General features: G+C 37.3%; 23 protein-coding genes. 3 read left to right on the forward strand and 20 right to left on the reverse strand.

The annotated features are described in order from the left end of the window. Positions 1–180: 180 nt before the first annotated feature. A complete protein-coding gene (locus tag B3S86_RS11850; protein ID WP_290752835.1) occupies positions 181–975 on the forward strand; it encodes a hypothetical protein in 795 nt (264 codons plus the stop codon). A gap of 253 nt (positions 976–1,228) precedes the next feature. Beyond that, on the forward strand, positions 1,229–1,801 hold the full coding sequence (locus B3S86_RS11855; protein ID WP_290752838.1) for a hypothetical protein: 573 nt from the start codon (positions 1,229–1,231) through the stop codon (positions 1,799–1,801). Between the two features lie 192 nt (positions 1,802–1,993). Here the strand turns inward: B3S86_RS11855 and galE are convergent, their stop codons facing one another. The 13 genes from galE to B3S86_RS11920 form a co-directional block, all read right to left on the reverse strand. Beyond that, positions 1,994–3,004 carry a UDP-glucose 4-epimerase GalE gene (gene galE, locus B3S86_RS11860; RefSeq protein ID WP_290752841.1) on the reverse strand — a complete coding sequence of 337 codons (1,011 nt, stop codon included), beginning with the start codon at positions 3,002–3,004 and terminating at the stop codon, positions 1,994–1,996. Between the two features lie 14 nt (positions 3,005–3,018). After that, a complete protein-coding gene (locus B3S86_RS11865) occupies positions 3,019–4,191 on the reverse strand; it encodes a nucleotide sugar dehydrogenase (protein ID WP_290752845.1) in 1,173 nt (390 codons plus the stop codon). Between the two features lie 4 nt (positions 4,192–4,195). Next, positions 4,196–4,819 (reverse strand): CatB-related O-acetyltransferase, encoded by a 624-nt coding sequence (locus B3S86_RS11870; protein WP_280526900.1) that lies wholly within the window; start codon positions 4,817–4,819, stop codon positions 4,196–4,198. Between the two features lie 3 nt (positions 4,820–4,822). Then, positions 4,823–6,046, reverse strand: a complete 1,224-nt coding sequence (locus B3S86_RS11875; RefSeq protein WP_050678197.1) for a hypothetical protein — start codon at positions 6,044–6,046, stop codon at positions 4,823–4,825. Next, entirely contained in the window at positions 6,039–7,256 is a 1,218-nt protein-coding gene (locus B3S86_RS11880) for a lipopolysaccharide biosynthesis protein (RefSeq protein WP_290752855.1), read from the reverse strand. Before B3S86_RS11880 ends, B3S86_RS11875 begins: the two co-directional genes overlap by 8 nt. Next, entirely contained in the window at positions 7,243–8,214 is a 972-nt protein-coding gene (locus B3S86_RS11885) for a glycosyltransferase (RefSeq protein ID WP_290752858.1), read from the reverse strand. Before B3S86_RS11885 ends, B3S86_RS11880 begins: the two co-directional genes overlap by 14 nt. A 1-nt stretch (position 8,215) precedes the next feature. After that, positions 8,216–9,007 (reverse strand): glycosyltransferase family A protein, encoded by a 792-nt coding sequence (locus tag B3S86_RS11890; RefSeq protein WP_290752861.1) that lies wholly within the window; start codon positions 9,005–9,007, stop codon positions 8,216–8,218. A 4-nt stretch (positions 9,008–9,011) separates the two neighbouring features. Then, positions 9,012–9,770, reverse strand: a complete 759-nt coding sequence (locus B3S86_RS11895) for a glycosyltransferase family 2 protein (protein ID WP_050678201.1) — start codon at positions 9,768–9,770, stop codon at positions 9,012–9,014. A 2-nt stretch (positions 9,771–9,772) separates the two neighbouring features. Continuing rightward, positions 9,773–10,483 carry a sugar transferase gene (locus tag B3S86_RS11900; RefSeq protein ID WP_290752866.1) on the reverse strand — a complete coding sequence of 237 codons (711 nt, stop codon included), beginning with the start codon at positions 10,481–10,483 and terminating at the stop codon, positions 9,773–9,775. An 11-nt stretch (positions 10,484–10,494) separates the two neighbouring features. Continuing rightward, on the reverse strand, positions 10,495–11,367 hold the full coding sequence (gene galU / locus B3S86_RS11905; RefSeq protein ID WP_290753291.1) for a UTP--glucose-1-phosphate uridylyltransferase GalU: 873 nt from the start codon (positions 11,365–11,367) through the stop codon (positions 10,495–10,497). Positions 11,368–11,558: 191 nt separating this feature from the next. Next, the gene (locus tag B3S86_RS11910; protein WP_290752869.1) at positions 11,559–12,323 is read right to left on the reverse strand and encodes a tyrosine-protein phosphatase; all 765 of its coding nucleotides are present in this window, start codon (positions 12,321–12,323) and stop codon (positions 11,559–11,561) included. An 11-nt stretch (positions 12,324–12,334) separates the two neighbouring features. After that, positions 12,335–13,030 (reverse strand): CpsD/CapB family tyrosine-protein kinase, encoded by a 696-nt coding sequence (locus tag B3S86_RS11915; RefSeq protein ID WP_290752872.1) that lies wholly within the window; start codon positions 13,028–13,030, stop codon positions 12,335–12,337. Then, a complete protein-coding gene (locus tag B3S86_RS11920; protein ID WP_290752875.1) occupies positions 13,023–13,754 on the reverse strand; it encodes a YveK family protein in 732 nt (243 codons plus the stop codon). The genes B3S86_RS11915 and B3S86_RS11920 overlap by 8 nt, the downstream gene beginning before the upstream one ends. Positions 13,755–13,953: 199 nt before the next feature. Here B3S86_RS11920 and B3S86_RS11925 point away from each other — a divergent pair, with 199 nt between their 5' ends. After that, a complete protein-coding gene (locus B3S86_RS11925; protein ID WP_290752878.1) occupies positions 13,954–15,105 on the forward strand; it encodes a hypothetical protein in 1,152 nt (383 codons plus the stop codon). Positions 15,106–15,143: 38 nt separating this feature from the next. Here the strand turns inward: B3S86_RS11925 and B3S86_RS11930 are convergent, their stop codons facing one another. The 7 genes from B3S86_RS11930 to B3S86_RS11960 all read right to left on the reverse strand — a co-directional run bounded on the left by B3S86_RS11930 (position 15,144) and on the right by B3S86_RS11960 (position 21,422). After that, positions 15,144–16,070, reverse strand: coding sequence for an LCP family protein (locus B3S86_RS11930; protein ID WP_290752881.1), 927 nt, complete (start codon positions 16,068–16,070; stop codon positions 15,144–15,146). Between the two features lie 161 nt (positions 16,071–16,231). Then, positions 16,232–16,945, reverse strand: coding sequence for a hypothetical protein (locus B3S86_RS11935; protein WP_290752884.1), 714 nt, complete (start codon positions 16,943–16,945; stop codon positions 16,232–16,234). A gap of 15 nt (positions 16,946–16,960) precedes the next feature. Then, complete coding sequence (locus B3S86_RS11940) at positions 16,961–17,650, reverse strand: hypothetical protein (RefSeq protein ID WP_290752887.1); 690 nt, start codon at positions 17,648–17,650, stop codon at positions 16,961–16,963. Positions 17,651–17,665: 15 nt separating this feature from the next. Continuing rightward, positions 17,666–18,352 (reverse strand): hypothetical protein, encoded by a 687-nt coding sequence (locus tag B3S86_RS11945; RefSeq protein ID WP_290752890.1) that lies wholly within the window; start codon positions 18,350–18,352, stop codon positions 17,666–17,668. A gap of 44 nt (positions 18,353–18,396) precedes the next feature. Continuing rightward, a complete protein-coding gene (locus B3S86_RS11950) occupies positions 18,397–19,086 on the reverse strand; it encodes a hypothetical protein (RefSeq protein ID WP_290752892.1) in 690 nt (229 codons plus the stop codon). 57 nt (positions 19,087–19,143) lie between these two features. Continuing rightward, positions 19,144–19,845 (reverse strand): hypothetical protein, encoded by a 702-nt coding sequence (locus B3S86_RS11955; RefSeq protein WP_290752895.1) that lies wholly within the window; start codon positions 19,843–19,845, stop codon positions 19,144–19,146. 17 nt (positions 19,846–19,862) lie between these two features. Further along, positions 19,863–21,422 carry a S8 family peptidase gene (locus B3S86_RS11960; protein ID WP_290752898.1) on the reverse strand — a complete coding sequence of 520 codons (1,560 nt, stop codon included), beginning with the start codon at positions 21,420–21,422 and terminating at the stop codon, positions 19,863–19,865. Positions 21,423–21,548: the final 126 nt, after the last annotated feature.

The raw sequence follows: 21,548 nt of genomic DNA on the forward strand, positions 1-21,548 counted from the left end.
ATACATTTGAAATATAAGGAAATAAAAATTTTGAAAAACGCATTTTAGCTGCTATACCAAAAATAATTTACTAATAAATTGAAATAAAACCTTTAATTGTATAATCTATAAGTAAGACAAACAGATCACAATGCATCATGGTACGCTGTTTGAAATCGTACGTAAACAAGGATTAATCACATGAAACACTCGAATAGAGTTCCAACGTTCAAAGAGATTTTAATGGAGAAACGTGGAGAATTGATAGGTACTTCTCTCGTCGTCATCATCATTCTGATTCAAGTCACTACGCAACTTGTGAACTTTTTACAAAAGGGTCCGATGCACGGTCTATATACATATACCTACTCGATGAACGCTCAAGGAATCATTTTGTTAATTATCCCTTCGATCGGCATTAGCCTACTGATCATCAAAGGTCTGTATATGTTGACAGCCAAATTCCTTCAACTGACGTCTACAAGACAACCCAAAATCGCTCCTCATTCTCCCATTAATCATCATACTTCACTACCAACCTTCACAGGAACGAGTGTCTTAGATGAAATGAAACATATTAAATCAGTCATGAAGACGTTTAAAGGATCGAATAACTATATTTTGCAACAAGCCAATCACAAGGTATTTAAGTCAAAAATTTTTAATGTCGTTATCGGTATTCTGTTCTATGTCGTCTGCTCGATACTGCTATCTACACCTCCCTTTTCTTATCTATTTACGATGTTTGATTCCTCTCTCATCCAGTGGATCACGATTATTGCGCCCCTTTTCGTGACGCTAAAAGGAAAAGACTTCTTGAATCAATTCTTAACCAAAAAACGGATGGCGAGAAATGGAGCAGCCCTTAAGCAGCGCAGTCAACTTAGAAACGAGGCAGCTAAATACTTAAGAGAACAACAGCAAAACATTCTTCGTGAAATGAAGATCGTAGAACAAATGTCTCGTGTGCGGACAGTCATCATAAAAAAAGAATGATATACTTCCATCCATTTAATACGTCTCGTCTGACAAAACCGACCTATCTTAATTCAAAAATCATTTGAGAGCGAGTGATCATATGTTATGAGAAAGCAGGATCTTCGAATCGGAACGACTCGAATACCAACAACTGTTTAACTACGCAGGATACTATCCACTGGGAACATTTTCACCTGCCAACAACCAAGAGTTGCACCAGACGTTAGTTCAAATGGTTCCTACTTCATAGACCCATTTAATATATGATACGTTGCGCGAGAATTTTGGCTATGTTCCTTTTGAAGAAAGTTATCGAAAAGACCATACGATCTATACGGCATCCGGATTCAGTGCCCAAGAAGTCGTCCAACGTTTTTATGGTGCTACTTCACAAATCACGAACATGACTGCCGAATTCTTAGATACGACTGGAATCCACCTTCCGCATCATACGATTAAATTAGTCGAATTAGCGAATGATGATCGCCTCTTTTACTATGTTTTAACAGGAGGAAAGGGACCAATCGGGGCAAAAACGGATGAATTGAACAACGCTAAGAAATTCTTACGACAAGCAGACAATATTTTGCCGTTTCGAATCGAACATGAAGGTCTGACTGTCGACACGATGTCGATTGTCGAATTGGCACTCGCCATGGCGAACGATGTGTTCGATCGAAACTGGACAGTAGCAGATTCCCTTCATGCTCATGAACTGTTTGCTATTGAATCCGACCAAATGATTGACTTGCAGGAAAGTAGAAAATGGCAATCTCTGAATGAGTTTGATGACTGGACAAAATCTAAACGTATGGGCATCGTATTACGTATTCAGACTCGATAAACTATACGCTTTTAGATTTAATTGAAGCTTTATACAAAAAGAGTGCAATTTGGTGAACGGTTCATTCCACCAAATTGCACTCTTTTGATTGTTCCTTAGTCTCTACTATACAAAGCTCGCGTATCAAACTTTTCTTCATGTCAATCAGTTTACTAAGACTATAATTGATTACTTTTTAGACACTTGATTTTTTTATTTACTATATCCGTTCGGATTATTTCTTTGCCAGTTCCAAGAATCTCTACACATGTCGTGTAGTGTCTTTTCAGCCGACCAATTTAATTCATTTTTAGCTTTTGTTGGATCTGCGAAACATGTCGCAATGTCTCCAGAACGCCTATCTACTATTTCGAAAGGAATAGAGGTAGACGCCGCTTTTTCAAAAGCCTTAATCATTTCTAAAACACTATAACCATTACCAGTTCCTAAATTGTATATATTATGCCCTGACTGATTTAATACTTGTTGAACTGCTTTAACGTGACCTACTGCAAGATCTTCGACATGTATATAATCTCTTACCCCTGTACCGTCTTTTGTTGGATAATCATCACCGAAAACTTGTAATTTAGGTAATTTCCCAACTGCAACTTGAGAAATATACGGCATTAAATTATTAGGTTTATCTGATGGATCTTCACCAATTAATCCTGAAGAATGCGCACCAATCGGATTGAAATAACGTAATACTGTAATATTCCATTCAGAATCCGAATTTGCAAGATCTTTTAAAATTTGTTCAATCATCAATTTTGTTGTTCCATATGGATTTGTTGTAGTTAATGGTGAACCTTCATCTATTGGTACTTCTTTTGGATCTCCATAAACTGTAGCTGATGAACTGAACACAATAGTTTTAACATTATATTTTTTCATAACGTCTAATAAATTCAGTGTCCCGGTAACATTATTGATGTAATACTCTAGAGGTTTCTCTACGGATTCCCCTACTGCTTTTAAACCTGCAAAATGAATTACAGCTTCAATATTGTACTTCGAAAATATTTCATTTAAATGAGTAGCATTCAATAAATCTATCTGTTCAACATGAATTTTTTTGTTAGTAATTTTATTAACTCGATTAATTGATTCTTTACTACTATTGGAAAAATTATCAATTCCAATAATATCAAAATTTGATTCTATTAATTTGATAGCAGTATGACTGCCTATATATCCAGACATGCCAGTAAGTAGTATCATACTCTAATCCCCCTTTAGTCTCGACTATATAAATCTCTTGTATATATTTTATCTTCGACATCAGTCAATTCTGGATGCATTCGGTTCGAAAGAATAATGTCTGCCTCTTGTTTGAACGCTTCAACATCACGAACGACACGCGAGTTATAAAATGTATCTTCCGTTAAGACAGGCTCAAATACTATCACTTCGATTCCTTTTGCCTTAATTCGTTTCATAATTCCTTGGATCGATGAGGCACGGAAGTTGTCAGAATCCGTCTTCATCGTCAATCGATAAACGCCCACAACTTTTGGATTTTGCTTGATGATCGTATCCGCAATGTAATCTTTACGTGTCCGGTTCGCTTCGACGATTGCTCCGATGATGTTGTTCGGAACATCTTCGTAGTTTGCAAGTAGTTGCTTCGTATCTTTCGGTAAGCAGTATCCACCGTACCCGAACGAAGGATTATTGTAATGGCTACCAATCCGACTATCAAGACCGACACCTTCAATGATTTGTTTAGAATCAAGACTCCTGACTTCTGCATATGTATCGAGTTCGTTGAAGAAAGCTACACGCATTGCAAGATAAGTGTTAGAGAAGAGCTTGATAGCTTCAGCTTCCGTTGAGTCAGTCAGTAGGACAGGAACGTCTTTTTTTACTGCCCCCTGGAGTAATAAGTCAGCAAACTGTTGCGCGCGTTCTGAACGTTCACCAACGACGATACGCGATGGATAAAGGTTATCATGTAACGCTTGACCTTCACGCAAGAACTCTGGTGAGAAGACGATATTTGGCGTATCTAATTTTTCTTTTAACTCTTGTGTATAACCTACAGGTACCGTCGATTTGATGATCATCGTTGCATCCGGATTGATTGCAAGGACGGTTGCAACAACACTCTCAACTGTACGCGTATTGAAGTAGTTAAGTGTTGGATCATAATCTGTCGGTGTTGCGATGACGACGAATTCTGCTTCTTTGTAGGCTTCGAAGTTATCTGTCGTCGCGTGTAAGTTCAATTCCTTATGTTGAAGAAAGTTTTCGATTTCTGCGTCAACAATTGGGGATTTACGGTTGTTGACCATTTCGACTCGCTCTTTAATGATATCAATCGATGTGACTTCATTGTGTTGTGCGAGTAATACGGCCATTGAAAGACCGACGTATCCAGTTCCTGCTACTGTAATTTTTTTATTCATTTCTTCAAACTCCCTTAATTTCTTCGAACCATTTATCTTTACTCAAAAACATTTTCTGATGTTCCTTCAATAAATGAATCGGCCAATCCCACCATTTCAATTGATTCAAAAATTTAATTTCACTTTCTGAGAAACGATACTTAATTTTTTTTGCTGGGACTCCTGCGACAATAGAGTATGGCTCTACATCTTTAGTAACTACAGATCCAGCAGCTATTATGGCACCATCACCTATAGTTTTACCTTGCAATATTATTACGTTGTTTCCAATCCAACAATCGTTTCCTATTTGAGTATCTTTAGTAAAAGAATCAAATGTCTTAGGTAAGTTAAAAATATTATTTTCTGAATATATAAAGGGTGATGTGGAAATATAATTAATGGGATGTTCTGGTAATCCGATTCCACAATTATAACCGATGGATGTAAATTTACCTATCCTAGTATTAATTACTAATGAATTTTCATTTATGTAAGAATAATTATCCATTTCAGAATTATTATAAATAACATTTTTATATATAGCAGTTTTATAACCTAGTTTAATCTTACCTCCTAATCTTCTAGACAGTATTTTAGATTTATTAAATTTTACTTTGTAATAAATAAATTTAATTATATTTTTCATAATTTAATCCTTTCCTTTTCTAGAAGATAGCCATCCAATGACTATAGGTAGTAACAATATTATTTGTTGCATTCTATGGCGGACAGCTCCTCCCATATACACCTCAACGACACTATATGATACAAAAGAAACTAAGGAAAATATGACTAAAAATGAAATATACTTTTTTATTTTGTTACTATTTCTATTTTGCGCTTTCAAAGAAAAAATTAATAAGATAAATATTGAAAAATTAAAAAGCGAATCGATTGAAGGGATCAGATATCTATAACTAGCAGGTTCCCAAAAAAACGGTGTTAATAAATAGTAAAAAGAAGTTTGTGGAATGTATTTAATCACTTCAAACCAACTATAATAATTTATATCGGATAAATATGAATTAAATTGAATTACTTGACTATATCTATATGACATGAGATAGCTTGGATTTATAAGATTAATAAATCTAAAGACTTGTGTTTCTGAAAATAAAAATACTATCGCAAAAATAAAAAGTATAATTCCTAACTTAGGAACAATTTTTATTTTCCAAAAAAATACTGTGTATATTATTATACAAATAATTAATATAGGGACGTTTTGAGGCCTGATAAAACCAATCAACAATATAGATACAATAAAAAAAGTAATACTTTTTTTATTAATTTTCATAGTAAAAATTAACAACAACGAATAAATGAATAAAATTATAGCGAATATAATTAAAGGATCTCTTAACAAAAACATTCTGTACATAAATAAACTAGGATAGAAAAACACTAAACCAAAAGATAATAATTCTATTCTTGACTTTCTTCTCAATGATAAATCACTATCATTGAAATAGAGTGCAATATATTCACTAACTTTAACAATCATAATAAAGACTAAAGTAATTAAAAAATTATTTATTAAAATTACATTCAAAGGGTTATTGCCAAAGACCAAATATATTGGAACGACAAAAAATTTAACAAAAAACATTGCTCCTACAGATTGATTAATGTAGGTCGATCCACCATAAAATGTATTTTCTATAAATTTAGTAGATAAATAATGGAAAGAATCAGCGTCTGGCAATGGAGAAAATATAGAATAATAGTGATTAAGGATCGCAATTAAGGAGCTTAATCCAAAAAAGTAAAAACTAATTCTTTTAAAAATAAAACTTTTATTAAAAAATAATAAAAATATACATATCACCAAAATAAGTATAAGACTTGCTAATAAATTCAATATTTCAATCATAGATTTTCTCCTTAATTAAATTATTATAAAAATAGTGAATCGAAAAAAATTGAATTAGCGAAGAAATTATAAAAGAAATACCTGATCCATATAAACCAAAATATTTAATAAGTAATATTGATGAAACAGCATATACACAACACCAACAAAACGCTAAAACTGGTTGCAACTTATATTTCTGAGCTGCTGTTAAAACTACACCGATTATTATTGAAAAGTAATTGAATACTGAACCAAAGATCAACATTGCTAATAGAAAATAATACTCTGAAATTTTTTCATTGTATAAAACGGCTAATAAATTATCTCCAAAAAAAGTTACAAAAATCAAAATGAAGGTGCTTATCAGTAAAATATATTTAAAAAATTTAAGTGATTCTTTTTTTATTTTTTTAATCTCCTTTAATTTATAGAGTTGAGCAATATGATTGACTTTTACTTGAATTATTGAATTAATAATCATATTACCAATTACTAGTATATAAGAAATAGAAGAAAATATTGCAACTTCGTTTGTCATTTTAAAGTAACCAAAAACATATTTAGGCATATTGATATAAAGAATGTTTAACATAGAGGCTATAGCTAATGGAATAGAGATTTTCACTATCTTTTTCATATCAAAAATAGTAAATTCTTTATAAACGAACAATGTTTTAATATGTATTTTCGATTTTACTATGTCTAAAAATAATGCTATTCCTGAAACAATAGATAGTGAAATTAACGACAATAGCATACTTTTATTAGAATATACACAAAAGACGAAAATCACTATATAAAAAATAGATTTAAAAATTTTACTTATTGTAATATTTTTAATTTCTTCTTTTTTTTGCCAATACCCATAAATCAAGTCGCTTAATAATTCGAAAGATTTCCATAATAATATAGAAAGCATACATAAAAAATTATTCGTTTCTGTGATCAAAAAGGTTGGAGCAATAAGCAAAAAGACTAAAATAATTAATTTAATCCTTAAGTTAAAATATTTTTCGATACTTACATTTTTAATTCCTTCAGTTACATAAATTGTTCTATGTTGCATTTGAATGATGACTGTTACTGGCGCAATTATTGCTAAGTAATATGTGTAAATACCTAATTCAGTTAATGAATAATTTTTAGCAATTAAACTAATGATTATCCATTGTGATGCTGCTACTGATAACTCGCCAATTAAAAAATAAATTGATTTAAGTCTTTTCATTATCTATTCGCCACATTTTCATATAATTTCTGGATGAGTTATCCCAAGATAAATCAGGTAAAATTAAAACTTGTTCTTTTACTTTAGCTTGCATAATCTCATCTAATATATTTAATAGTTCATTCACATTATTGAACTTAAACCTTTCATTTAATATAACTGGTAAACCAATAGAAGCTTTAAGTAAAACCGGTAGGTTTAATTCTACTGCTTCTAAAGCTGACATACAAAATGTCTCATAAAAACTATTCTGTACGTACAAATTACAAAATCCCAAAACTTTTATTACTTCTACTTGAGGAATTTCTCCATGTAAAGTTACTATAGAAGAATCGAACTTAGATATATCTGAAATATCACCAATTATATGTAATTCTACTTCTCCATTAAAAAATTCATTATCTATAATGAATTTCTTTATTGTTTTATACAATTCATAGGTTCCTTTTTCAACTCTATCACCTCCAAAAGTTACTATGGAAAGTTTATTCGAATTAAAATTTATTATTTTTTCTCCAGAAAAGTTACTACCTCCATTATTTATAAATTTTATTTTTGGAGCAAATTGTGGATAAGTTTCTTTTATTACTTCTTTGTATGAATCTGAAACAGCAATAATAGAATTCGAAATAAAAAAAGAAACAAATTCCTTTATTAACTTAATCTTTGATTGCTTAATATTATTAATGTCTAAAAAACGAACTGCACCATGAGATGTATGACTAACTTTTTTATTAAAAACTTTAAAAATCAAAGCATATATTATTCCTTTTGTAGATAAGCCAGAAAAGTGTAAGTGATCAAACTTTTTTATATCTCTAAACAATCTTTTTAGATTTTTATCTATTTGTATAAACTCAATATTGCGTACACTGTTAAGTTCATTTTTTAATGATAAATCTACAATTGAAGGACCGCTTCTACCTCTAAAATCTCCTATATACAATACATTATTCATTTTAATAATTTCCTTTTTTATATAAATCAGCGCCATTTCTCATCAAGTTAGCTTTTCCCCAAAAATTTTTAACGGTTACATTAAATTGATTATTTTTTCTAATTAAAAATTGTAATGAAATAATAAACCATACTTTAGGGTACAGAGCCTTAAATACAGCACCTTTAGCACTTAAATAGCTGTCGTTATACCCTTCAAACCATGAAGATTCGCTCATATCAACTGTTGCAATTTCTATTGGTAAATATATTATATTAAGTTTTCTATCAAGACAGTCCTTTAAAAATAAATTCTCTTCTCCCATCAAAAACTTAGAGCCAGCCCCAAAATTTTCATTAAATTTTATATGATTTTCTTTGATTTTTTTCGTTTTAAATGTAATCTCTACAGAAGAAACTTTCATTATAGTCCATTTATTTATTTTCTTACTTTTATTTTTATATTTTTTATTTCTTCCTCCTACCCTTTTGACTCTAAAAACTATAACGTCAGCAATTGGGTTTTCTTTATAAGCTTTTTTAATTATTGATTCATAATTATCATTAAAAATCACATCGTCATCTGTAATTATGCTAATGTCTGAGTTGCAATTTGCAATTGCTAAATTTCTACTTTTACTTAAGCCACTTTCATTTACATTAATATACTTAATTCTTTCTGAATGCTGATCAATAATATTTTGAGATTGATTTATTATTATTGCTGAGTTTATATTCATCTGGTCATGAATATAATTTTTTAAGTTCATTGTTGATACTAAAACTTTAATAGACATTGATTTTGATTCACCCATCTTTTTATACTTTCAACCTTTTTTTAAAAGCATTGATAATATAGTGAGAAAAATAAAAAAGTGATTTAAAGAAGTTGATTTTCTCAATATTTCTGTATATATACCACGTTCTTTTAAGAGCTTTTAATTTGTTAGAAGAAATCGATCCACTTCTTTCAGTATAGATTGTTAGTGATTCCTTATTATATCCGTATGCAAAAGGTACTTTTTTTAATATTTTTAACCATGTTGCAGTATCTTGTCCTTTTCTAATTAAAGGCATAGTAGTATCTTCAACATACTTCCTATCAATCATCACAGTAGAGCAACCAATAATTGTATTTTTGAGTAACTCATTGTAATTTATGGATTTAGGTACCTCTATTTCATTTATTTTTTCACCATTCTCTTTTACTCTATAATATCTTGTAAAAGAAAAAGCGTAATGATTACTCTTCATAAAAGAGAGTTGCTGTTCTAATTTTTTATCTACCCATAAATCATCTGAATCTAAAAATGCAATGAATCTACCTTTTGCAAACTCCATTCCCTTGTTCCGAGCAACTGCAGCCCCAGAATTCTCACTCAAATATACTACTTTAATTCGATGATCACTATCTTCAATTTTTTTGAGATAATTAATAGTTTCTATATCTGATTTATCATCCACAATAATCAATTCAAAATTTTCATAGGTTTGATTAATTACAGAGTCTATACTTTTTTCTATGTACGAATAACTATTATATGATGGCATAATTACTGACACTAAATTTTCTATCATAACTATCTTGCACCTTCTCCAGTAATAATTACTTTAATGGTGTAACAAAAAATATGAAATTCCATTTTGCTATTTCTTTTTTTTATATACTTTAAATCTAAATCAAGTTTCTCAAAAGGTGTTAAATCATAACCTCCATGAACTTGTGCAAGTCCCGTGAGACCCGGTTTAACTGCTGTTCTTTTTGAAAATTCATTGTTTAATTGAATAAATTCATCCGCAAATACCTTTCTTTCAGGTCTTGGACCAATCAAAGACATTTCACCTTTTATAACGTTATAAAGTTGAGGTAATTCGTCTATTCGAGTTTTCCTAATAAAAAGTCCAATTTTTGTTACTCTTTCATCATTTACTTTTGCCCACATAGCTCCATTTTTTTCAGCGTCACTATACATAGATCTCAACTTATAAATTGAAAATATTCTATCATTAGTCCCTAGTCTTTCTTGAGAATAAAATACTGGACCTTTGCTTTCTAATTTAATTAATAAACCAAACAAAATAATTAAAGGCAGTGTTATTAAAAGTAAAATAACAGATAAGATTATATCAATTGATCTTTTGGTAATCGTGAACACTAATTTTTGTGCATAAATCTCATGATTTTCAACTTCAACTATATTGTTTATAGTACTAATTTTTAAATCAAATGAACTATTCACAATTTGTTTCTCAGAAATCAACTCATTTTCTTTCTTTTCTAAGGTTTCCATAAAATCTCTCCTTATTTATATTCAATTAGTAGTTCTTCCATCATCTCTGCCACTTCCGATCCTAAGTCTTCGCGATTTAGTGCAAATTCGAGTGTCGTCCGAATGAATCCTAATTTTTCACCAACATCATACCGTTTACCATCAAATTCGTAAGCAAAGACCCGTTGCATTTCATTGAGTCGTGTAATCGCATCGGTCAATTGAATTTCGCCACCTGATCCGACTTGTTGTGTTTCAAGATACTTAAAAATTTCTGGCGTGAGTAGATAACGCCCTAAAATCGCTAAATTTGATGGAGCTGTTCCTGGAGCTGGCTTTTCGACGAAAGACTTTACCTTATGTAATTGCTCTGAGATGCTCGAGCTTGGATCGACGATGCCGTATCGGTGCGTATCTTTTTCAGGAACTGGCTGCACACCGATGATTGAACTATTCGTGATTTCATGCTGTTCGATTAACTGTCGCGTACACGGAACTTCAGCCTGCACGATATCATCACCAAGCATGACAACGAATGGCTCATTGCCAACGAATGCTTTCGCTTGAAGAATCGCATCCCCAAGACCTTTTGGTTTCGATTGACGAATGAAATGAATGTTAATCTTCGTTGTCTCTTCGACTAAGTAAAGTAATTCTGATTTATTCTTCGAAATCAGGTTTGCTTCTAGCTCCGGTACGGAATCAAAATGATCTTCGATTGCGCGTTTCCCTTTACCGGTGATAATCAAGATATCTTCGATTCCTGACTCGATTGCCTCTTCAATGATGTATTGAATCGTTGGTTTATCAACGATTGGTAACATTTCCTTCGGCATCGCTTTTGTCGCCGGTAAAAAACGTGTTCCGAGCCCAGCTGCTGGAATAACTGCCTTTTTTACTTTAATCACATAATCATCTCCTATATATAATTTCAGTTTCCCAAATTATATCTAACATTCCATTCTTTACGTAAAATACAATAACACAGGAAACATGCTGTTTTCCATAAAGTTTTCCATAATTTCATAATGTAAGCGTTAACATAGAAAAAAGAGAGTGTCAATTCACTCTCTTTTCCTCACCTTGACAAAAAATGTTATACCCACTGCCCTTTCCAATTCTTCTCGACAGGACTCGGGGGATTGATTGTCACGAGTTGGTTCAAGAGAACGGCTTCATTGTTTTCATAAATTTCATCGATCAACCAATCTTCGAATGTTTTCTCAAGCATCCGTTCGCATTGTTTCCAATAGAATGGACGTTTCTCGAGATGATGCGCATCACTTGCAACAAGATGGGCTAATCCATTCTCAAGCAAGGCAATCGCAAACCGCTGGACATCCTTTCCGTATTTGCCGATCAAACTAGCACACGTCACCTGACTGATGGCACCGTTTGATATCAATTCAAACAGTAATGACGGATTCTGAATAATCGTCTTGTTCTTTTCCGGATGGGCAACAACGGGAATATAACCATCAGAAATCAATTCTGCAAAGACTTGGCGTGCATACGATGGAATCCCGCTTGACGGAAACTCGATCAAAATATAGCGTGAATCGTTCAGTGTCAGCGCTTGCCCTGCTTCTAACGCTTCCATCAACTCACCGATCAACCGGATCTCATGACCTGGATAGACGGTTAGTGGAATATCACGTTGTTTCAACAAGACATTGAATTCATCGACGGTGAGCTTCACATCGACATCTTCTGTTTCGAATTGTGGGTGATAGAGGTGTGGTGTCGCGATGATCCGCGACACCCCTTCTGCAACGGCTTGTTCGGCTAACTGTAACGCGTGTTCGACACTAGCCGGACCGTCATCGACGAGCGGCAAAATATGACAGTGGATATCAACCATATAGATGTCCCTCACTCATAGGAATAGTAGTATTGGTATGCTGAATCATCCGTCAGTTCACGACGGTTCAAGACGACACCGAGAATTTTCGCTTCGGCCAGTTCAAGCTGTTCTTTCGCTTTTAAGACGCGTTGACGATCAGATGTCGTACAACCGACGACAAGGACAACACCATCGGTTAATTTTGAAGTAATTCGACTATCGGCGACTTGTAGTAATGGTGGTGCGTCAAAGATGATGATGTCGAATTCTTCGCGTAGTTGTGCAACAAGATGCTCCATTGCCCGTGACGACAAAAGCTCCGCTGGGTTCGGTGGAATCGGACCGGCTGTCAAAATCGATAGGTTATCGACTTTTGTCGGCAAGATCGCTTTTTCTTTTTCCGCTTGGCGTGTCAAAAGACTCGAAAGTCCGAGACCATTTGCTACACGGAACGTATAATGGACCGTCGGACGACGCATATCCGTATCGATGATCAAAACTTTTTTCCCTTGTTGCGCATAGGCGACAGCTAAGTTTGATGACGTCGTTGATTTTCCTTCACCTTGTGTTGCAGAGGTGACAAGAATCGCTTGAATCTCACGATCGACAGCCATGAATTCAATATTCGTCCGAATCGTCCGGTATTGCTCAGCAACAGGCGACTTCGGTTGCGTGACCGTAATCAGTTTCCGTGCGTCTTTATTCATTTTGCTCTTCTTAGCCATGTTGTTGGACCGCCTCTCGTTTTGCTGCTTTTGACGATGACTTGAATACTTTGCTATCGATATCAGGGATACTACCGAGTACCGGGAGATCAAGAATTTGTTGGACCTGCTCTTCTGTCCGGATGCGACGGTCGAGTACTTCGCGTAAGAAGGCAAGTCCGACACCGAGTAAGAATCCGACGACTGCAGCGATCGCTGTATTTAAAATGATATTCGGACTAACGGGTGACGTCGGGATGCCTGATTTCGACAAGACAGTAACGTTATCAACGCTCATTAATTTTTGAACATCTGAACTAAAGACCTCTGCAATCGAGTTAGCCATGTTTGATGCGAGTGCTGCATCCGTACTTTGGACTGAGACATTAATGACCTGTGAGTTTTGTTCACTTTCGACCGTAACCATATTATTTAATGCAGCTACATTTGTCGGTGCGTTCGGAACTTCCTTCTGAACCTGTTCTAAAATCGCTGGGCTTTTGATGATGACCCGATATGTATTAACCAATGTGACAGACGACTGGACGGACTGTGCATCAATGACTTCGTTTTCTTGTTTTTTTGGAGTGACAAGAATCTGTGTTCCTGCTTGATACGTCGGTTTAATTAAAAAGCTACTGACGGCAAATGAGATGAGAGCGGCGACGATCGTCAACGCCAAGATGCGCCAGAACGATTTACGTAAAATCGAAAATAATTCCTGCAAGCTAATCGTTTCATTCATGGTCTAATTATTCTCCTTTATTTGTCTAATTCAGTGACTTTCCTACATCAACTAGGACTCAGTATAACAAATATTTGGGAAATGGTTGATGTTTTTTTAGGAAATGTCATACGTTTATTGAAAAACATTGCGTATAATAAAAGATGAATTGTTACTTTTTACATTCATTTCCGTATCTCGACATAGGAGGAATTTCTTTATGCATCGCTCGTTACAAGCGCTACAATTCTATACATCCCACTCGAAGGAGGATATCGCACGACTTCATGAACGAATTCGTTCGAGTCTGGCTTCGACCGAATCCTTGACGGATACAATGATCCGAATCACCGGTCAACCGCCACTAATTCCTTATGACGAAGATATCGTCACGGTCGATGAATGGAATGCATTCCTCGCCGGAAAACATCATGCGACATTAGCTGACTTTTACGGTACATTAGTTGCTCGTCCAATTTTGGACGAAGATGGTCCACTTTCGAACAAGGAAGAAGAACCACTTCCAACGCTCTCACGGAGTCATCGCGAACCGGAACCAAAACGCCGCAAAAAAGAGAAAGAATTCATGCATGCTGGAGCAAAGCGACCATTGCCTTGGGGATGGATCGCACTGTTGATTCTTTGTTTCTTACTTGGCGCTGGTGGAACATATCTCTACTCAAAATACTTCGCAGATTCTGCAGATACGACACCAAAAGCCACTGTTGAAAAACCAGTCACGGTTGAAAAAACGAAAGAACAGAAACCAAAAGCAACAAAAGACACTGCAGCTGTTGGTGACGTTTTGTATGTTAAAACACGTTCAAGTAACATCTACCGAGAAGAAGCAATGACGACATTACTCTACGAAGCTGACTTCGGTGATGGATATCGTATCGTCAAGAAAAAAGACGGTGTGACTGAAATTGAATTATCAGATGATTTAACTGGATTTATCAAAACGTCCGATACAACAAAGAGACTCGAGGGTGAACCGCTTGCTGACGAAGCACTTTTGACGTGGGCAAACGATAACCTTGATACGAGCTTCATTACCGGAACCCTCATTGACCTTATCGGCAAAAGTAGTGAAGAACTAAATAGTCTTTACGGACCAGCCGATCGGACCTTCAATGATGAATTGCATGACTACCTGTTTTACGGAAAGCATTTCTTTGTCTTGAAGGACAACAAAGTCATCGCGATTGACTGGACGGAGACGAACATTACGAATGAGCAATTAGCCTCACTCGCTCCACTTCAACTAGAGACTGACACGACAGGACTCGTCACGAGTAATTCATATCGTCTTCAGCGTTTTGCGAAAGACGGAACAATCAGCCGAATTCGTCTAGCTGAACAATCGTTCTAAACGAAAAGCACCGAACCTAACGGATTCGGTGCTTTTGTTCATTCCATATCAAGTGAATAGCGTAATGCCGTTTGTGTTTCTTTCAGTGAATCCTCTGTTGGGTGCCAGTAATAGATTCCGTCGCCTTCTTTTCCACCCGTTCCTTCGAGTTTCAAGTTCTTTTGGTTACGGAAGGCATCCATGTAGTCAAAAGCAAGTGTCCGCATCGGCTTGAACGAAACATTTGTTTGAGCGTTCTTCCCGACGACGTCCATGATCGCATTGAATTTACTGACCGATACATCGGACGACAATTTGTTTGCGACTTGGGCGATGACTTCCCGTTGTCGCATCTGACGACCAAAGTCACCACGTGGATCTTCATAACGCATCCGTGTAAACTTCAATGCGGATTCACCATCCAAATTGACTTTACCAACTGGGAAATGAGTTGCTCCTACTTTGAAGTCAATGTCGTTATTGACCGTCACACCACCGACTGCATCAACTAAAGACGTGAATCCTTCCATGTTAATTTCTGCATAATAGTTGATCGGAATATCGAGGAACTTTTCGACAGTCTTGATCGCCATTTCCGGTCCACCAAATGAATAAGCATGGTTGATTTTATCGTTCGTTCCATGACCGACAATATCGACCTTTGTATCTCGAGGAATACTGATCAAACGACTTTCGTTTCGTGTCGGGTTCAGTGTCATGACCATGATTGAGTCACTACGACCCCGCTCGCCTGGTCGTTGGTCGACACCGAGTAATAGTACCGAGACCGGCTTTTGATCTTCAACGACCTTGTCTCCCGTGTTCTTAACCGGTGACTGAATTTTTTTGACCGTTTGGTCGACTTGATAATATGTATAGCCGATGAATCCGCCGACACCGACGATGAGGACAAGTGCAATTAATAGCATGATTTTCAGTGGCGTCCAGCGTTTTTTCACCTTACGTTTTTTCTTTACTCGTTCCAACTGCGTCCATTCCCTTCTGTGTTTTGCTTCTCGTTAATATCGGTTGTGTATGACAAGACTTACAGCCTGAGTATAACGAAATTTGAGCGTAATTTGTCAAAAACGGGAAAAGATGAAAAAAAGAGACTACTACAAAGTAGACTCTTTACCTCTGAAAAGACTTAATAGAGTGGTGAATTAGCCGAAACCTTTTCAAAATCGAATACTACAAAAACTTTTTTCTTACTGTTATAGTCGAGATTCACAATCATTCGTTTTTTAGGATCCGTTGTTTGGAAGACGTAGGCTTTTATCGATTCCGGACCCGCTATGCCGTCTTTGATTTCTTTCTTCGTAGCAATACTTGTGAAATCGAATGTCATCAGAGTCATCCAATCTCCGAGACCCTTTCCTGTCAGAACTGCATCCAACTGTTTTTCTGTCATGCCTTCTTTTAGTTTCGCGCCTTTTACGAGTTGCATCTTACTTTCACGCGCCTTGAGCTTCGTATCTGCTGTGATATTGATAATCTTCATCACCAAGCGATAAACGGGATCCTTCTTTTTTGTTACAAACGTCAAATCCGTCGTCACTGGTGGTACTTTTGCTTTCGTATCGAAGAATTGGTAGTTGGCGATTTTCTTCCCCTCTTCATTTGAAGTCAAAGCCGCTTTTTTCTTCAACATCGTTGAACCATTTTTTTTAATGAGTTGTGTTTTATAACTTTTTCCATACAAGACCTTTGCTGCTTGTTCCATCGTCATACCCGCTTTAAGTGCTGTATATTGATTCGTTGCTGTTGTCTCGACTTTCGTTGCAGCTGATGCCGTTCCACTAAAAAGTGTCGATCCTGCGATGACTGCTGCTACAGCCAATTTCGTAAATGTCTTTTTCATCTTCCTATCCCCTTTTTAGAATGTCTCGTGATTTTCAATAACGTAGGTTTTCTTTTTCGTGTCATAGCTCATCTCAACGTAAACGCGTGATTTCGTCGATTTTTGGAAGACATACAGTTTTCCTTTAAACGCTTCAATCTCATAGGCTTTGATTTCTTTTGCACTGAAGGCGCTTCGTGCGTCTTCCTCAAGCAATCCAGCCCATTCACCAAGACCAGAACCCGAGAGCACACCATCGAGTTGTTTCTCCGTCATTCCCGTTTTGATTTTAGCGCCTGCGTTTAACTTCCGTGTACTCTCGCGATACTCGGAATATGTATTCCGTCCCATTTCGACTTGTTTTGAAATAAGACGATATACGGAATCATTCTTTTTCGTCATGAAACCGAGTGATATTAACGTCGGAGGAATTTTTGCCTTCCGATCATAGATTTCGTAATAAATTTCCTTACGTTTATCTTCAACGTCTTTTAACTCTTCTTTTGTCTTCAATACTTGTGAACCATTTTTAGTCGTTAATTGCTTTTTGTAATCTTTACCGTATAAGACTTTTGCGACTTGCTCCATCGTCATACCCGCTTTGAGTGCTTTGTATTGATTCGTTGCCGCTGTCTCGACTTTCGACGCAGCAGATGCTGTTCCACTAAAGAGTGTTGATCCCGCGATGATTGTCGCTACCGTGATTTTCATGAATGTCGTGTTCATATTCCAAGCTCCTTTTTAATACCGATCGTGACTTTCGACACGATACGTTTTCTTTTTGGCGTCATAGATGAAAAAGACATACTGCCACTGATTCGTTGCTGTTGGAAAAACGTATGATTTCGTATGAATGATTGTCGCTTTCCCTGCTTTAACTTCTGTTTTCCCAAGAACAGATGTCGTATCAGCTTGACCAAGTGTTCCGAATGCTCCGAGTCCTTTCCCAGTCAATAATCGATCCACTTGTTGTTCTGTCAATCCGTTCTTGATTTTCGCACCTTTGACCAGTTTACGATCACTCGTCCGGAAGCCTGCTGCCGTGTCACGTTTGAACTCCATCTGTTTCATCGTCAGCCGGTACTTTGTTCCACCCGTCTCCGTCATGAACATCAGGACACCGATTGCTGACGGGAATTCAACTTTTCGATTCACGAGATCATAGAGAAGAACGTTCCGATCCCATTCCTCCATTTCAATTTCTGTGTTCAATCGTAAAACTTGTGAACCGTTTTTCATCTTCAGTTGCTTTTTATACGTCTTGCCATAGAGGACTTTAGCGACTTGTTCTACCGTCATCCCCGGTTTTAAAGCACGATATTGTTTTGTCGCAATCGCCTCGGCTTTCGTCGCTGCGGATACTGTTCTTGGAACAAACAAACCAAGCAGTAATACTAAACAGAATGACCACGTGATGATGCGCTTCATACCTGCTTCCTTCTCTCTTTGATGACTCTATGAATCATCATTATTCATTTTTCGTACTTCAATGAAATCCCGATTTCTGTGTCAACCTCATATCGCTTTTTCTTCGTGTTATATGACAAGGTGACGACCTGCATTTTTTTCGAATGTGGTCGATGGAATTGATAGATTTTATAGCGTCCATTCTTCATCGGACTTTTTTTTATGACGGATGAAACGTTCCAGCTCAGATACATCGACACCTGTCCGAGCTTTTTACCTGTCACCAGTTGATTAAGCTGTTTCTCTGTCATTCCATGGCGGAGTGCCGACGGTTTCACAACGGTCCGGCTATTTTCGTACAAGCCATTCTCCGTATCGCCTTGATAGTACAGAGCTTTTTGTGTCAGGTAATATGTCTTCTGATGCTGTTTCGTACTAAATTCAAGAAGTGTTGTTGTTGGAAGGTTTTTAGAGGGACGATCCAGTACATATCCGAGGGACCGATAACCTTGTTCGTTACCGGCCGTGCCCGGTTTTTTCGTAAAGACGACTCTCCCATCTTTTTTCTTGATGTACTTTCGGTACTCTTTTCCGTACATCGTCTTCGCGACTTCCGTCAGCGTCATGCCGAATTTGAGTGTTTTGTACTCTTGCTTGATTTGCAGTGCTTCTTTGGATGCTGCCGATGTCATATTCGGAATCAAGACCGACATCGGCATGATTACGAGAACGATCAGTTTTACGAGTACTTTCATTTTGATGTTTCCTTTCTCCTTGTTCCTTCATGATGACTATTAGACATGATTGTCTGCTTATTTTGTTTTAGGGACTTCAATCGGAATGAGTCTATAGTTGTTGACCTTATATTGTTTCTGCTGATCATCGAACTTCATCGTCATATCGATTTGCTTCTTTGGATTAGAGCTTTGGAAGATATAAATCTTGATCCGTCCCTTATACTTATACTCTTTTCGTTCCTGTTTCGTCTGAACGGATGTAAAGTCCCATGACCAGCGCATTCCAACCTGACCTAACCCTTTTCCTGACAACAGTGCGTCGAGCTCTTCTTCTGTCTCATCTCCCTGAACATACGTCACATGCTTCAGTGTCCGCGTGCTCTCCCGAAGTCCTGTATTCGTATCCGCTAAAAATTGAATCGTTTTTTGTGCGAGATAATACGTTTTTCCATTTTTCTTCGTATAGAACTCAAGTGTCGTCCGACTCGGAAGGGTCTTCGACTGATCCACGAATGAATACGACCGGGACCGGTATCCTTTATCCTGCTTCGCCCAATTCGCTTTTTGCTTCAAGACCGTTGCACCATTCTTTTGTATTAGATGTTCCTTGTATGATGAACCGTAGACGACTTTTGCGATTTGTGTCAGTGTCAGTCCGAACTTCAACTTCCGATAATCGTTTAATGTTTGCTGTTCTTCTTTTGATGCTGCCTGTCCTTCGAGTGTTCCGCTTATACAGAGGACACCAATCAGAAGGACACATAGGATACGTTTCATCGTTTAACCTACTTTCCTTATTTCACGAGCTGGACGGCGCGATCGGCATTCAAGCGCCCATACCCGTACGTCGTATCGCGACCTTTTTTGCCGAGGTCCTTCGCTGACTTACGAAGAATCGATTCGACGTCCGTCACTTTGATACTTGACTTCAAGCTATAGAGGACACTTGCGACACCCGCGACATGCGGTGTCGCCATCGATGTCCCGCTCCAGAAGATGGATTCGCCGTCTTGTAAGTAGCTCGCGATGTCTTGCCCTGGTGCGACGAGATCCAGTCCTTCGCCGTAGTTCGAGAACGATGCTCGTTTATCGAATCGATTCGTCGCCCCGACTGAGAAAACATATTTCGAGCGTGCCGGATAGGACAGTTTTGGTGCACCTTCATTGCCAGTTGCTGCTGCGACGAAGATTCCTTTTTTACGCGCTTCCGCCAAGGCATCTTCAATCGCGAGGGAAACACCGCCACCGCCAAGACTTAAGTTGATGACTTTCGCCTTTTGTTTTACGGCAAACAGAATGCCTTTCGCGATATTCGAGTTCGAAGCATAGTTATTGCGTGAGATGACTTTAATCGGAATGATGCTCGCCCGATCATTGATCCCTGTCATTCCGTAGCCATTGTTCGATGCTGCGGCAATGACACCGGCGACATGGGTCCCGTGTCCATGATCGTCATAAGCAAGCTGGCGCTTATGAACGAAATCGTATCCGAGATCCATCCGGACGCGTCCAGCGAAATCCGCATAGGTTGGATTGATGCCCGTATCGACGACCGCTACACGGACAGTCGAACGTGACTTATTCGCAATCCGCTTGACCATCGCTTGATAACCGATGTCCGCTCCCTTGACACCACCGCGTTGTCCGGTATTTTTTAACGCCCACTGGACGGACTGGAACGGATCCGTACTGAGTAACTTCATCGGTTGATCGAGTTCGACGTACCGGACGCCCTTCGTTTGTTCGAGTTGTCGTTTCGCAGCTACGGCTTGAATGAAGCTGTTGTAAGAGAATTTCTCAAGTCGTAAGGTGTTGTCGATCGTTTCGTGATGAGCGGCGCGCGACGTCCGTGATAACGTACTCGCTTTCGTCGCCCCGTTCAGACGGATGACGAGACTCGTCGCTTGTCCGGTCGTCGTCGATTTGGTCGCGTATTCACGAATGGGTTCGAGGCGTTCGAGTTTATAGGGAATCGTAAAAGCTTTGTTCTTCGCCCCCGTCACTTCAATGTATTGTCGCCCACTCCACGTCAGTGGGAAAAAGAGTGTCTTTTTACTATTCGCATACCGCGCATATGGATCTTTTTGTTTGTATTCCGTCTGCGACGTGTAAACCGTCGCTTTTTTGGAAGCATCGAAGGCGAACTTCAAGTGTGTTCCGCCGGCAAGATAGGTTTTCGTATCGAAATAGAACAACGCTTTCCCACTTGCATCGAACTTCCCTTTGATATAGCCTTTTTTCGTTTTCGCTTCGATGGCTGGCACTTTTTTAGCCGTTGTCGCCGCTTCCGTTGTATCCAACGTATATGTACTAAATGCACTCACGAGGAGAGCGCTGACGATGATCTTTTTCATATGATTTCACTCCTTCATTCATGTATCCTTTTTCATTATAATGGAAAAAATTGATTTTTCTAGTTCTTTTTACCTCCATCAATCAATCAATGAATGGACCGAAAAAAAGAAGCCCTGTCAGCACAG

It is taken from the genome of Exiguobacterium sp. UBA3968 (genome assembly GCF_002385115.1).
Taxonomy (GTDB): domain Bacteria; phylum Bacillota; class Bacilli; order Exiguobacteriales; family Exiguobacteriaceae; genus Exiguobacterium_A.